This window comes from Amycolatopsis sp. FBCC-B4732 (genome assembly GCF_023008405.1).
GTDB lineage: Bacteria > Actinomycetota > Actinomycetes > Mycobacteriales > Pseudonocardiaceae > Amycolatopsis > Amycolatopsis pretoriensis_A.
In genome coordinates this window covers 3,046,209-3,060,168 of sequence record NZ_CP095376.1, presented here as the reverse complement: position 1 = coordinate 3,060,168, position 13,960 = coordinate 3,046,209, and the positions used below count along the sequence as shown (strand labels likewise).

Sequence of the window (13,960 nt, the reverse complement as noted above, 5' to 3'; positions counted from 1 at the left end):
TCGGTGAAGCGCGCGCTCGTCGCCGGGCTGGTCCTGCTCGGCGTGGCCGGCGCGGGCGTGGTGCTGGGACTGCTGCTCGTGGCGCCGTCCGGTGCCCCGCCCGCCCCGTCGAGCACGCCGCGGCCGGCCCGGCCGTCGGCGTCGCCCTCGCCCAGCGCGATGGACACCGCGGCGGTCGGGGTGCTGGCGAAGGCGATCGTCGAGGCGATCGTCCGCCACGACTCGGCGGCGTTCGGCAAGCTGACCTGCCGCCCGCAGAGCGCCGAGGCCCTCGCCGGGCTGCAACGGACGTGGGACGCGGCCGGCCCGGTCACCGCGACGCTCGCGGAACCCCCCGAGGTGCGCGGTGAGTCCGCGACCGCGAAGGTGCACGTCGAGGCGGTGGGCGGCACGAAGGACACGCCGTTCCCCCTGCACAAGGAGAGCGGCCGGTGGTGCGTGCCGGGTTAGCCCTTGCCCTTCGCCGGACGGCGTGACACGCGGGGGGACACGGTGCCGTCGGCCAGCCGGCGCGCGGTGAGCAGGAACGCCGTGTGCGCGACCATCCGGTGGTCCGGGCGGACCGCCAGGCCCACGACGTGCCACGGGCGCATCAGCGTCTCCCACGACTCCGGCTCGGTCCAGCACTGCTGCTCGCGCAGCGACTCGGTGACCCGGGAAAGCTGCGTCACGGTCGCCACGTAGACGGTCAGCACGCCACCGGGCACGAGGTGCGCGGCCACGTTCGGCAGCTGCTCCCACGGCGCCAGCATGTCCAGCACGACCCGGTCGACCTCGCCCTCGTGCGAAGCCAGGTCGGCGACCGTGAGCGACCAGTTGGCCGGCTTCTCGCCGAAGAACTTCACGACGTTGTGCTCGGCGTGCACGGCGTGGTCGTCGCGGATCTCGTAGGACTGCACGGTGCCGGCCGGGCCGACCGCGCGCAGCAGCGAGCACGTCAGCGCGCCCGAACCGGCACCCGCTTCGAGCACGCGCGCGCCCGGGAAGATGTCGCCCCACATCACGATCTGCGCGGCGTCCTTGGGGTAGATGACCTGCGCGCCGCGCGGCATCGAAAGCACGTAGTCCGGCAGGAGCGGGCGCAGCGCGAGGTACGTGGACCCGCCCGCGGACGTGACCACCGAGCCCTCGGGACGGCCGATCAGGTCGTCGTGGGCGAGGCCGCCGCGGTGCGTGTGGTACTCACCGCCGTCGGCCAGCGTCAGGGTGTAGTGGCGCCCCTTCGAGTCGGTCAACTGCACCCGATCACCCGCGCGAAACGGTCCGCTGACCGACAACACTTCCTCCTGTACCCCGAATGGCCGACGACAGATCTTCGCAGGCCGCCCGAGGCGCGGCGTCAGCGGGTGCGGCGGTTCAGCGCGGCCCGCAGGTCGTCCCGGCGCAGCACGCCCGCCGGGCGCCCTTCGTCGTCGACGACGAGGAACTGCCACGCGGCCGTCTCGCGGACCCGCTCGACGACGTCCTCCCCCGGCTCCGACGCCAGGAGCACGGTCTCGGCCCGGATCGGCTCGGCCGCCAGCTCGGCCGGCGCGTGCGGCGAGGTGCTCGCGAGCCGTTCGGCCGCACCGGTGTCCAGCAGCCCGGCGGCGACCCCGTCGGCGCGGACCAGCACCACGCCCCGGCCCGCCGACGCGGCCAGCGCGTCCGACACCGGGCTTTCGGCGGGCAGCTGCAGCACCGGCCGGACGAGTTCGCCGAGCACCAAGCCTTCAGGCCACGTGCGGCGCGCTTCGGCGGCCAACTCCGAGCGGGCGCCGAGGATCACGAACCACGCCGTCACGACGCAGACGCCCAGCCGCAGCCAGCGGTCCGGGCTCGCGGTGGCCAGGCCCCAGAGCGCCCAGACGAGCAGCCCGGCGGCCACGACCGCCCCGCCGGCGACCGCGGCGCGGGTGCCCTTCGCGCGGATGCCGGTGGCCGCCCAGACCCCGGCGCGGACCAGCCGCCCGCCGTCGAGCGGAAGTCCGGGCAGGAGGTTGAACACGCCGACGGCGAGGTTCGCGACCGCGCATTCGGCGACCAGGAGCCAGACCGCGCCGTCCGGCGGCACGGCGAACATCAGCAGGCCGCAGAACCCGCCGAGCAGCAGCGAGACGACCGGCCCGGCCGCCGCGACCAGACCTTCCTGGCCGGGGCGCTTCGGCGTGCGGGCCACTTCGGACAGGCCGCCGAGGAGGAAGAGGCGCAGCCGCCGCACGGGGATCCCCAGCCGCAGCGCGACCAGGCAGTGCCCGAGCTCGTGCGCGAGCACGGAGAGCCCCAGCAGCACCGCGAACGCGCCGGCCAGCAGCCACGACGTCAGCCCCGAGGCATCCGGGAGCAGCCGACCGACGAGCGGTGCGTAGAGCACTACGACGATCAGCGAGCCGATCCACCAGGACGGCGCCAGCAGCACGGGCACGCCGGCGACCCGGAACAGCACGAGGCCACCGTCCGAGCGGACGGCCTGCCGGGTGCCCCCGGTGCCTTGTTCACTGGTGGCGGCCATGCGGAGAGCCTAGAGCCCCCGGTGTGGGGAGCGGGTGATCCGGCCCGGATGGTGTCGCACCCGCGTGTCCTGAGCGGTCCGCAGCGTCGCGGGGGATGTCGTGAAAGGGTCGTTCATGTCGTCTGGCGAGGTGAACGACCCTTTCATGACATGCGGGCGCGCGGCGCCGGGTCGCTTTCCCCACCTCGGCGCCGGTGCGGGCGTTGCGGTCGCCGGAACTGTCGTACCCCGGCGTTACGCTCTGCCCATGCCCGACGCCGACACCGTCACCACGGAACCCCCAGCCTCCGCCGTCGCCACCCAGGTGCGCCGGCGGCCCGCGTTGTCGCCGTCGAGGGCCAGTGACTTCAAACAGTGCCCGCTGCTCTACCGGTTCCGCGCGGTCGACCGGCTGCCCGAGGTGCCCACCAAGGCGCAGCTGCGCGGCACGCTCGTCCACTCGGTGCTGGAGCGGCTGTTCGCGCTGCCCGCCGCCGAGCGCGTCCCCGCGCAGGCGCGGGAGCTGCTCGGCCCGGCGTGGACGGACCTGTCCGCGGACCGTCCGGAGTGGACCGAGCTGTTCGACACCGAAAAGCCCGACGACCACGCGGACTGGCTGCGCTCGGCGGAAAAGCTCCTCGACGCCTACTTCGAACTCGAAGACCCGCGGCGGCTCGAACCCGAAGCGTGCGAGCTGCACGTCGAGATCGAGCTCGGCTCCGGTGTCCTGCTGCGCGGCTACATCGACCGCCTCGACGTCGCGCCGACCGGCGAAATCCGGGTCGTGGACTACAAGACCGGTGCCGCGCCACGGGAAATCGGCGAGGCCAAGGCGATGTTCCAGATGAAGTTCTACGCCGTGGTGCTGTGGCGGCTGCGCGGGATCGTGCCGCGGCAGCTGAAACTCATGTACCTGACCGACGGCCAGTCCCTCGCCTACACCCCCGACGAAGCCGAGCTGCTGCGCTTCGAGCGCACCCTCGAAGCCATCTGGCAGGCCATCCTCAAGGCGGGCAAGACCGGCGACTTCCGCGCCAACAAGAGCAAGCTGTGCAACTGGTGCGACCACCAGGCGCACTGCCCCGAGTACGGCGGCACGCCGCCCGCGTACCCCGGGTGGCCGGAGCCCGACGCGGGCGACGAGACGCCGCTGGACCGGGCCGACTGATGGCCGACGCGTTCTACGTCCCGCGCGGCGAAGGCCGCTACTCCGCGACCGCGCACACCGCCGGCCCGTGGTCTTCGGATTCGCAGCACTTCGGGCCGCCGTCGGCGCTGCTGGTGCGGGCTCTCGAAACCGTCGAACCCGCGCACCCGGCCGAACTGGCCAGGGTCACCGTCGAAATCCTCGGGCCGGCCCCGGTCGCCGAGCTCACCGTGCGGGCCCGGGTGGAGCGCCCCGGCCGGTCGGTCGAGCTGCTGCAGGCCGAGCTGGCGAGCGCGGAGCGGGTCGTGGCCCGCGCGTCGGCGTGGCGGGTCGCGACTTCCGACACCGCCGAGATCGCCACCGACGGCGGCCCGATGCTGCCGGCGCCGGACAGCGTCACGGAGTCGCCGTGGCCGGAGGGCTGGCAGAGCGGCTACCTCGACGCGGTGGAGTGGCGCGCGGTCCGCGGCGGCATGGACGTGCCCGGCCCGGCGGCGGTCTGGGCCCGGCAGCGGGTCCCGCTGGTCGACGGCGAGGAGCCGAGCGGGCTGCAGCGGCTGTTCACCGTCGCCGACTCCGGCAACGGCGTGTCCAACTTCCTCGACCCGCGGCAGTGGTGGTTCATCAACTCCGAGCTGACCGTGCACGTGCGGCGGGTGCCCGAGGGCGAGTGGATCGGCCTGGACGCGGTCACGCTGGTCGGGCGGCACGGCACCGGCACGGCGACGAGCATCCTGCACGACGCGAGCGGCCCGCTGGCGACCGGCGCGCAGGCGCTGATGGTCCGGCCGCGACAGGCCGGGGGCGGATAGCCACCCACAACGGCCCCGGATCCAATAACCTTCGCGGAACGACCGACTTGAGGAGCGCTCCGGCATGCAGATCACCTCGGTGGTCAACCAGAAAGGCGGGGTCGGCAAGACCTCTCTGAGCGTCGGCACCGCGGCGGCGCTGGCCGAGCGGGGCCGGCGGGTGCTGCTGGTCGACCTCGACCCGCAGGGCCACGCGACGACCGAGATGCTCGGGCTGGCCGAGGTGCCACCGGACCGGCCGAGCCTGGCGAAGGCGCTGGCCAAGACCTGGAAGGGCGCGATCGAGGACCTGGTGGTCCCGCACCCGCGCAGCAACCTCGGCAAGGGCGGCGCGCTCGACGTCGTGCCGACGTCACCGGGGATGTTCGACCTGATCCGGCGGCTCGACTCGTTCCGCGTACCCGGCTGGCAGCTCGCGCGGGTCATCCAGTTCGCCAACTACGACCACTGCATCATCGACTGCCCGCCGGCGCTCGACGTGCTGACGAACAACGCGCTGGCGGCGTCGCACGGCATCCTCGTGCCGGTGCAGCCGGACAAGACGAGCATCCGCGCACTGCGGCTGCTGGCCGACCAGGTCCGGTACGTCGAGCAGACCGTCGGGCGGCAGCCGCTGTCGTGGTTCGGGCTGGTGCCGAGCCTCTACCGGCGGCCGATCTCGCACTACGCGGCCGCGGCGCTGCAGGAGATGTACGAGTTCGGCATCCCGATGCTGTCGCACCTGCCGCTCGGCGTGGTGATGAACGAAGCGGCGGCGCACGGCGTCCCGGTGACGACCTACGCCCCGGAGACGTTGCAGGCGCTGTCGTTCCGCGAGATCGCGGGCACCCTCGACAGCTACCTGGCGCAGAACCAGGCCCCGGCCGTCGTCCCCGCCGACGAGGAGTTCGTCTTCGAGGACTTCATCTCCGAGGTCGCGGTGGCGCGCAACGTCAACGACAACGGCGTCCGCAAGGGCCTCTACGACCTGCTCCCGAAGAAGCCCAACCGGCCGCGCTCGTGAGTGTTCAGGCGGGTTAGAACCCGCCTGAACACTCACGACGCTCAGAGGCGGCAGGAACGGATGTCGGACGCCAGGATCGCCTTGGCGCCGACCTCGGCCAGCTCGTCCATGACCCGGTTGACGTCCTTGCGCGACACCATCGCGCGCACGGCGACCCAGTCGTCGTCGGCCAGCGGGGCGACCGTCGGCGACTCCAGGCCCGGCGTGATGGCGATGGCCCGCTCGACGAGCGTGCGCGGGCAGTCGTAGTCCAGCATCAGGTACTGCTGCGCGAACACGACCCCGCGCAGCCGCGCCGCGAGCTGCGACTTCGGCTTGCTCTCCCCCGTCCCCTTGCGCTGCAGCAGCACCGCTTCCGAGACGCAGATCGGGTCACCGAACGCCACCAGGTTGTTCTGGCGCAGCGAACGCCCGGACTCGACCACGTCCGCGATCGCGTCGGCGACGCCGAGCTGGATCGAGATCTCCACCGCGCCGTCGAGGCGGATCACCTCGGCCTCGACGCCGTGGCGGGCGAGGTCGTCGCGGACCAGCCGCGGGTACGACGTCGCGAGCCGCTTGCCGTGCAGGTCCGCCGGCTTCCAGTCCTTGCCCGCCGGGGCGGCGTAGCGGAACGTCGAGCCGCCGAAACCGAGCGCCTGGACCTCCTCGACCGGCGCGCCGGAGTCGAGCGCGAGGTCCCGGCCGGTGATGCCGAGGTCGAGCTCGCCGGAGCCGACGTAGATGGCGATGTCCTTGGGCCGCAGGAAGAAGAACTCGACCTCGTTCACCGGGTCGAGCACGGTCAGGTCGCGCTGCTCATGCCGCTTGCGGTAGCCCGCCTCGCCGAGCATCTCCGTCGCCGCGGCGGCGAGGGCTCCCTTGTTCGGCACGGCAACACGCAGCATTTCGCTTCTCTCCTCGTTCATCGAGCGGCAGTCACAGGTAGCGGTAGACGTCCTCGGTCGACAGACCGCGGCCGAGCATCAGCACCTGCACCCGGTACAGCAGCTGGGAGATCTCCTCGGCGAGGCGGTCGTCGGACTCGTGCTCGGCGGCGATCCACACCTCGCCGGCTTCCTCGAGCACCTTCTTGCCCTGGGCGTGCACCCCGGCATCGAGGGCGACGACGGTGCCGGACCCGTCGGGACGGGAACGCGCGCGCTCGGCAAGCTCCGCGAACAGCTCATCGAAGGTCTTCACGATCTGCAGATCCTTCCACCCCGGGCCCGCACGTGCCGCCCCGCCCCGCCGCGGGTGCAGCCCATCTCACACGGGAGTGGACGCCGCCTCCCACGAGCTGGGATCAGAACAGCGCGCCGCGCTCGAAGTCGAGCAGGTACCGCTTGCGTTCCAGACCGCCGCCGTAGCCGGTGAGCGAGCCGGTCGAACCGACCACCCGGTGGCACGGGACGATGATGCCGATCGGGTTCTTGCCGTTCGCCAGCCCGACCGCGCGGGACGCGCCAGGGTTGCCGAGCCGGTCGGCCAGCTCGCCGTACGAGGTGGTGGTGCCGTACGGGATCTCGCGCAGCTGCGCCCAGACCGACCGCTGGAACGGCGTGCCCACGAAGGCCAGCGGCAGCTCGAACCGCTCGCGCTGGCCGGCGAAGTACTCCTTCAGCTCGGTTTCGGCGCGGGCGAAGATGTCCGCGCCGGGGTCGTGCGTGCCGAACGTCAGCTCGTCCGGGCGGTGGCGCTGCTCGACCATGTACAGGCCGCACAGCGCGCCCCCCTCGGCGACCAGCGTGAGCGGGCCGCAGGGACTGTCGACGATCGAGTGGGAACGCATGAGATCTCCTAGGCGGCGGGCATCCGGTTGATCGCGTGGTCGCCGGTGGCCCACAGGTGCTGGGTGGCGTACGCCCGCCAGGGGCGCCACGCCGCGGACCGGGCGACGACGGCGGCCTGGCCGCCGAGGCCCAGCACTTCAGCCGCCGCGTACTTGATGCCGAGGTCGGTGGGGAGGAACGCGTCCGGGTCGCCGAGCGCCCGCATCGCGATGCTCTCGACCGTCCACGGCCCGAACCCCGGCAGCGCGGTCAGCGCGGCCCGGGTCGCGTCCCAGTCGCTGCCCGCGCCGAGGTCGAGGCCGCCGGTCAGCGCCTCGACCAGCGCCAGCAGCGTGCGACGGCGGCTGCGGGGCATGGCCAGCGTCTCCGGGTCCAGCGAAGCCAGCGCCTCCGGCGACGGGAACAGGTGGGTCAGGCCGCCTTCGGGGTCCTCGACCGGTTCGCCGTGCGCGACGACGAGCCGGGCGGCGTGGGTGCGGGCCGCCGCCGTCGAGACCTGCTGGCCCAGCACGGCCCGGACGGCGAACTCGGCGCCGTCGACCGTGCGCGGGACCCGGCGGCCCGGTGCGGCCGCCACCAGGGGCGCGAGCAGCGGGTCGGTGGCGAGCTGGTCGTCGACGGCGACCGGGTCGGCGTCCAGGTCGAGCAGGCGGCGGCAGCGGCTCGTCGCGGCAGGCAGGTCGCGGAGGTCGGCCAGGGTCAGCCGGGCGGCGATGTGGCCGTCCTCGGGCCGCAGCGCGACGACACCGGGGCCGTGCGGCAGCCGCAGCGTCCGGCGGTAGGCGCCGTCCCGCCACTCCTCCACCCCCGGCACACCGGTCGCCACGAGGTGCCCGAACAGGTTGTCCGGGTACAGCGGCTTCCGGTAGGGCAGCCGCAGCACGAGCGCGCCGGCGGCCGCGGGCTTGCCCTTGGCGCGCTGCCGCAGCTCGGTCGGCGAGAGGGCGAACACCTCGCGCACGGTGTCGTTGAACGTCCGGATGCTGCCGAACCCGGCGGCCAGCGCCAGCTCGGTCATCGGCAGGGCGGTCGTCTCGATCAGGATCCGCGCGGTCTGCGCGCGCTGGGCCCGCGCCAGCGCCAGCGGGCCGGCGCCGAGCTCGGCGAACACCTGGCGCTCGACCTGCCGGACGCTGTAGCCGAGCCGGGCGGCCAGCCCGCGGACGCCTTCGGTGTCCACAACGCCGTCGGCGATCAGCCGCATCGCCCGCGCCACCAGGTCGGCGCGCTCGTTCCACAGCGGCGAGCCGGGGCTGGCGTCGGGGCGGCAGCGCTTGCAGGCGCGGAACCCGGCCTGCTGGGCGGCCGCCGCGCTCGGGTAGAAGCTCATGTTCCGCGGCTTGGGCGGCACGACGGGACAGCTGGGCCGGCAGTAGATCTTCGTCGTCAGAACCGCCGTGTAGAACCACCCGTCGAAGCGGGCGTCCTTCGCCTGCACGGCCCGCACGCACCGTTCGAAGTCTTCATGCACGCGTCACAGCATCGCCGAGCGCGGCGACGCGGGCTAGCGGAAATGCGACATGGGCGTGGGTCAGCCCAGCAGGGCCGCCAGCGCCGGGACGTCGACACCCACCAGCGAGTCGCGGAACACGCGCCGCTCCCCCGCCTCGACCGGGACGTCGTTGGGGATGACCAGGACCGCGCAGCCCGCGGCGACCGCCGACGCCGTGCCCGGCGGGGAATCCTCGACCGCGACGCACCGCGCCGGGTCGACGCCGAGCAGTTCGGCCGCCTTGAGGTACGGGCGCGGGTGCGGCTTGTTGAGCCCGTCGACCTCGTCGCCGCACACCGTGACGTCGAAGAAGCCGCGGCCGATCGTGTTCAGCGCCAGCTCGGTCAGGTCGCGCTCGGTCGAGGTGACCAGGGCCGAGCGCAGGCCCGCCGCCTTCACCGCGGCCAGTGCTTCGCGGGCGCCCGGGCGCCACGGCAGCGCGTCGTCGAAGAGCCCGGCCGTGCGGCGGCGGATCTGGTCGCCGGTGGCCGCGATCGCTTCGGGGGTGACGGGCCGGCCGACCACTTCCAGGAGGTACTGCGCGGTGTCGTCCATGTTGGACCCGACCAGCGTCATCCGCTGTTCCTCGGAGAGCTTGCCGCCCAGTGCTTCCGCCGTCTCGTAGAGCGCGACGTCCCACAGCTTCTCGGAATCGACCAGAGTGCCGTCCATGTCCCACAACACGGCAAAGAGTCCGTCCCGCGTCGACGTGCTCTTTCCCGCGGAGGCGCCAGTCAGCACAGTGGATTCCCCTCCCAGGGTCAGGTGTTGAAGTACTTCGCTTCCGGGTGGTGGCAGACGATCGCGTCGGTCGACTGCTCGGGGTGCAGCTGGTACTCCTCGGACAGCTTGACGCCGATGCGGCCCGGCTCGAGGAGCGCGACGATCTTCGCCCGGTCCTCGAGATCGGGACAGGCGCCATAGCCCAGGGAGAACCTCGCTCCACGGTAGCCGAGCTTGAAGAAGTCCTCGACGTCGTCGGGGTCGTCTGAGGCGACCGCCACACCGCCGGGGAGAGTCAGCTCGCCCCGGATGCGGCAGTGCCAGTACTCGGCCAGTGCCTCGGTGAGCTGGACGCCGAGGCCGTGCACCTCCAGGTAGTCGCGGTAGGCGTTCGCGGCGAACAGCTCGTTCGCGTAATCCGCGATCGGCTGGCCCATGGTCACGACGGTGAACGGCACGACGTCGACTTCGCCCGCCTCCCGCGGCCGGTAGAAGTCGGCCAGACAGAGCCGCCGGTCGCGGCGCTGGCGCGGGAAGGTGAACCGCAGCCGCTCGGGCGCGTCCGGCTCGGGCTCGGTGAGCACGACCAGGTCGTCGCCCTCGGCGACGCACGGGAAGTAGCCGTAGACGACGGCCGCGGTGGCCAGGACGCCGTCGGCGGTCAGCCGGTCGAGCCAGTACCGCAGCCGCGGCCGTCCTTCGGACTCGACGAGCTCGTCGTACGTCGGCCCGGCGCCGCCGCGGGCGCCCTTGAGCCCCCACTGCCCCATGAAGGTCGCGCGTTCGTCGAGCATCGCGGCGTAGTCGGCGAGCGCGATGCCCTTGACCACGCGCGAACCCCAGAACGGCGGCACTGGCAGCGGGACGTCGGTGGCGACGTCCGACCGCTCCGGCGGCGGGCCTTCGAGCGCTTCCTCCTCGGCTTTGCGGGCCTTGCGCGCTTCGGCGATCCGCAGGGAGCGCTCACGCCGTTCCTTGCGCTCCACGCGCTTCTGCTCGGCGCCGGTGTCCACCAGCGGCGATTCCCCGCGCTTGGCGGCCATGATCGCGTCCATCAGCCGCAGGCCCTCGAACGCGTCCCGCGCGTAGCGGACGTCGCCGAGGTAGAGCTCCGTGAGGTCGTTCTCCACGTACGACCGGGTGAGCGCGGCGCCGCCGAGCAGCACCGGCCAGCGCGCGGAGACGCCCCGGGAGTTCATCTCCTGGAGGTTCTCCTTCATGATCACGGTCGACTTCACCAGCAGCCCGGACATCCCGATCGCGTCGGCGCCCTGCTCCTCGGCCGCGTCCAGGATGGTCGTGATCGGCTGCTTGATGCCGAGGTTGACGACCTCGTAGCCGTTGTTGGACAGGATGATGTCGACGAGGTTCTTGCCGATGTCGTGCACGTCGCCGCGGACGGTGGCCAGCACGATCCGCCCCTTGCCGGCGTCGTCGTCCTCCTTCTCCATGTGCGGCTCGAGGTGCGCGACGGCCGCCTTCATCACCTCGGCGGACTGCAGCACGAACGGCAGCTGCATCTGCCCGGACCCGAACAGCTCGCCGACGGTCTTCATGCCCGACAGCAGGGTGTCGTTGATGATCTGCAGGGCGGGCCGCTGTTCCAGCGCCGCGTCGAGGTCGTCGGCCAGGCCGTTGCGCTCGCCGTCGACGATCCGGCGTTCCAGGCGTTCGAACAGCGGCAGCGCGGCCAGTTCCTCGGCGCGCGACGCCTTCGACGACGCCGCGCTCACGCCCTCGAACAGGGCCATCAGCTCCTGCAGCGGGTCGTAGCCCTCGCGGCGGCGGTCGTGGATCAGGTCGAGGGCGACCGCGCGGCGGTCGTCCGGGATCCGCGCCATCGGGAGGATCTTCGACGCGTGCACGATCGCGGTGTCCAGCCCCGCCTGTACGCACTCGTGCAGGAAGACCGAGTTCAGCACCTGCCGCGCGGCGGGGTTGAGCCCGAAGGAGATGTTGGACAGGCCGAGCGTGGTCTGGACCTCGGGGTGGCGTCGCTTGATCTCGCGGATCGCTTCGATCGTCTCGGCCCCGTCGCGGCGCGATTCCTCCTGTCCGGTGGCGATGGTGAACGTGAGGGCGTCGACGATGATGTCGGAGGTGCGCAGCCCCCAGTTCCCGGTGATGTCCTCGATCAGCCGGGTCGCGATGTCGGCCTTCTTCCGCGCGGTCCGCGCCTGGCCTTCTTCGTCGATGGTCAGGGCGACGACGGCGGCGCCGTACTCGCTGACCAGCTCCATGACCTTCGTGAACCGCGACTCCGGCCCGGCGCCGTCCTCGTAGTTGACGGAGTTGACCGCGCCGCGGCCGCCGAGCCGCTGCAGCCCGGCGCGCAGCACCGGGACCTCGGTGGAGTCGAGCATGATCGGCAGCGTCGACGCGGTGGCGAGCCGCCCGGCGAGCTCGGCCATGTCGGCGGTGCCGTCGCGCCCGACGTAGTCGACGCAGAGGTCGAGCAGGTGGGCGCCGTCGCGGGTCTGCTCGCGGGCGATCTCGACGCAGTCGTCCCAGCGGCCCTCGAGCATCGCGGTGCGGAACGCCTTCGAGCCGTTGGCGTTGGTCCGCTCGCCGATCATCAGCACGCTGGCGTCCTGCTTGAACGGCACCGCCTGGTACAGCGACGACACGCCGGGCTCGGGCCGCGGCCGCCGCGGCACCGGCGCGGTGTCCGCGACCGCGGCCGCGAGCTGCCGGATGTGCTCGTCGGTCGTCCCGCAGCAGCCGCCGACCAGGCCGACGCCGAACTCGCGGACGAACCCGGTCAGCGCCTCGACCAGCGCTTCCGGGCCGAGCGGGTAGACGGCGCCGTCCGGGCCGAGCTCGGGCAGGCCGGCGTTGGGCATCACCGACAGCGGCACCCGCGCGTGCTTGGCCAGCTGCCGCAGGTGCTCGCTCATCTCGGCCGGGCCGGTGGCGCAGTTGAGCCCGATGACGTCGATGCCGAGCGGCTCGAGCGCGGCCAGTGCCGCACCGACCTCGGTGCCGAGCAGCATGGTCCCGGTCGTTTCGACGGTGATCGAAGCGAGGACCGGCACCCGTCGGCCGTCGGCGGCCATCGCCCGCTTCGCGCCGATGATCGACGCCTTCGTCTGGAGGATGTCCTGGGTGGTCTCGACGATCACCGCGTCCACGCCGCCGGCCAGCAGGCCGCGGACCTGCTCCTGGTAGGCGTCCCGCAGGGTGGTGAACGGCGCGTGGCCGAGTGTCGGGAGCTTCGTGCCGGGGCCGACCGAGCCGAGCACGAACCGCGGGCGATCCGGCGTCGCGAACTCGTCCGCGGCCTCCCGAGCCAGCCGGGCGCCGGCTTCGGCCAGCTCGAAGATCCGGCCGGTGATGTCGTATTCGGCGAAGTTGGCGAAATTCGCCCCGAAAGTGTTGGTCTCGACCGCGTCCGCACCCGCTTCGAGGTAGCCGCGGTGCACGGACCGGACGACGTCCGGCCGGGTGACGTTGAGGATCTCGTTGCAGCCTTCCAGCCCACCGAAGTCGTCCAGGCTCAGGTCGTGGGCCTGCAGCGCAGTACCCATCGCCCCGTCGGCCACCAGGACGCGCGAGCCCAGGACTTCGAGAAACGGCGACGACAGGCGGTCGGACATGCTGAACAGGGTAAGGCCGGTGGTCGTAGGCTGGGCCGGTGAGTGAGCCCGTCGACGAGACCCCGCGGCCGCCCGGCGACCGCCCCGAACCCACCCGGCCCTTGATGGTCGTCGCCTTCGAAGGCTGGAACGACGCAGGTGACGCGGCCAGCCGGGCGGTCGAGCACCTGCAGCTGAACTGGGACGCCACGCCCCTGGCCGAACTGGAGCCCGACGACTACTACGACTTCCAGGTCAGCCGCCCGACCGTCCGGATGGTGGACGGCGTCACTCGACGGGTGGACTGGCCGACGACGACGCTCTCCGTCTGCCGCCCGGACGGGTTCGACCGCGACGTGGTCCTCGTCCAGGGACCCGAGCCGAACATGCGCTGGCGCGCGTTCTGCGCGGAGCTGCTGGAGCACATCAAGCAGCTCGACGTCGCGACCGTCGTGACGCTCGGCGCGCTGCTCGCCGACACCGCGCACACCCGGCCGGTCCCGGTCACCGGGACGGCGTACGACAAGGACACGGCGTCGCTCTACGGCCTGGACCTGAACAACTACCAGGGCCCGACCGGCATCGTCGGGATCCTGCAGGACTACTGCGTGCAGGCGGGCATCCCGGCCGTGTCGATCTGGGCCGCGGTGCCGCACTACGTGTCGCACCCGCCGTCCCCGAAGGCGACGCTGGCGCTGCTGCACAAGCTGGAGGACATCCTCGACGTCGAGATCCCGCTCGGCGCGCTGCCGGAGCAGGCCGAGGAGTGGCAGCGCACGGTCAGCGAGATGGCCGACGAGGACGAAGAGATCAGCGAGTACGTCCGCAGCCTCGAAGAGCGCGGCGACGCGCAGACCGAGGTCGCGGAGCAGGACGTCAGCGGCGACAAGATCGCCGCCGAGTTCGAGCGCTACCTGCGCCGCCGCGGCCGAGGCGGCGGACAGGAAGGCTTCGGCCTGCGCTGAG

13 protein-coding genes are annotated in these 13,960 nt (G+C 72.6%); 5 read left to right on the top strand and 8 right to left on the bottom strand.

Features of this window, described 5'->3' with window-relative positions; genetic code table 11:
• Positions 1–3 precede the first annotated feature (3 nt).
• Entirely contained in the window at positions 4–450 is a 447-nt protein-coding gene (locus MUY14_RS13085) for a hypothetical protein (RefSeq protein WP_247023254.1), read from the top strand.
• Here MUY14_RS13085 and MUY14_RS13080 read toward each other — a convergent pair.
• Both MUY14_RS13080 and MUY14_RS13075 read right to left on the bottom strand, forming a co-directional pair.
• The gene (locus MUY14_RS13080) at positions 447–1,277 is read right to left on the bottom strand and encodes a tRNA (adenine-N1)-methyltransferase (protein ID WP_247023253.1); all 831 of its coding nucleotides are present in this window, start codon (positions 1,275–1,277) and stop codon (positions 447–449) included. The genes MUY14_RS13085 and MUY14_RS13080 overlap by 4 nt on opposite strands.
• A 62-nt stretch (positions 1,278–1,339) precedes the next feature.
• Positions 1,340–2,491 carry a M50 family metallopeptidase gene (locus tag MUY14_RS13075; RefSeq protein ID WP_247023252.1) on the bottom strand — a complete coding sequence of 384 codons (1,152 nt, stop codon included), beginning with the start codon at positions 2,489–2,491 and terminating at the stop codon, positions 1,340–1,342.
• 247 nt (positions 2,492–2,738) lie between these two features.
• Here MUY14_RS13075 and MUY14_RS13070 point away from each other — a divergent pair, with 247 nt between their 5' ends.
• The 3 genes from MUY14_RS13070 (at position 2,739) to MUY14_RS13060 (ending at position 5,432) form a co-directional block, all read left to right on the top strand.
• The gene (locus MUY14_RS13070; protein ID WP_247023251.1) at positions 2,739–3,638 is read left to right on the top strand and encodes a RecB family exonuclease; all 900 of its coding nucleotides are present in this window, start codon (positions 2,739–2,741) and stop codon (positions 3,636–3,638) included.
• Positions 3,638–4,429 (top strand): thioesterase family protein, encoded by a 792-nt coding sequence (locus MUY14_RS13065; RefSeq protein ID WP_247023250.1) that lies wholly within the window; start codon positions 3,638–3,640, stop codon positions 4,427–4,429. The genes MUY14_RS13070 and MUY14_RS13065 overlap by 1 nt, the downstream gene beginning before the upstream one ends.
• A 64-nt stretch (positions 4,430–4,493) precedes the next feature.
• Positions 4,494–5,432, top strand: coding sequence for a ParA family protein (locus MUY14_RS13060; RefSeq protein ID WP_247023249.1), 939 nt, complete (start codon positions 4,494–4,496; stop codon positions 5,430–5,432).
• A gap of 41 nt (positions 5,433–5,473) precedes the next feature.
• Here the strand turns inward: MUY14_RS13060 and hisG are convergent, their stop codons facing one another.
• The 6 genes from hisG to metH form a co-directional block, all read right to left on the bottom strand.
• Positions 5,474–6,319, bottom strand: a complete 846-nt coding sequence (gene hisG, locus MUY14_RS13055; protein WP_247023248.1) for an ATP phosphoribosyltransferase — start codon at positions 6,317–6,319, stop codon at positions 5,474–5,476.
• Positions 6,320–6,350: 31 nt separating this feature from the next.
• On the bottom strand, positions 6,351–6,614 hold the full coding sequence (locus MUY14_RS13050; protein WP_247023247.1) for a phosphoribosyl-ATP diphosphatase: 264 nt from the start codon (positions 6,612–6,614) through the stop codon (positions 6,351–6,353).
• A gap of 103 nt (positions 6,615–6,717) precedes the next feature.
• Positions 6,718–7,203, bottom strand: a complete 486-nt coding sequence (locus MUY14_RS13045) for a methylated-DNA--[protein]-cysteine S-methyltransferase (protein ID WP_247023246.1) — start codon at positions 7,201–7,203, stop codon at positions 6,718–6,720.
• A gap of 8 nt (positions 7,204–7,211) precedes the next feature.
• Positions 7,212–8,675, bottom strand: coding sequence for an AlkA N-terminal domain-containing protein (locus MUY14_RS13040; protein WP_247023245.1), 1,464 nt, complete (start codon positions 8,673–8,675; stop codon positions 7,212–7,214).
• A 60-nt stretch (positions 8,676–8,735) separates the two neighbouring features.
• The gene (locus tag MUY14_RS13035) at positions 8,736–9,380 is read right to left on the bottom strand and encodes an HAD family phosphatase (RefSeq protein WP_281506290.1); all 645 of its coding nucleotides are present in this window, start codon (positions 9,378–9,380) and stop codon (positions 8,736–8,738) included.
• A gap of 77 nt (positions 9,381–9,457) precedes the next feature.
• Positions 9,458–13,015 (bottom strand): methionine synthase, encoded by a 3,558-nt coding sequence (metH, locus tag MUY14_RS13030; RefSeq protein ID WP_247023243.1) that lies wholly within the window; start codon positions 13,013–13,015, stop codon positions 9,458–9,460.
• A 38-nt stretch (positions 13,016–13,053) separates the two neighbouring features.
• Between metH and MUY14_RS13025 the strand changes: the two genes are divergently transcribed.
• The gene (locus MUY14_RS13025) at positions 13,054–13,959 is read left to right on the top strand and encodes a PAC2 family protein (RefSeq protein ID WP_247023242.1); all 906 of its coding nucleotides are present in this window, start codon (positions 13,054–13,056) and stop codon (positions 13,957–13,959) included.
• Position 13,960 lies beyond the last annotated feature (1 nt).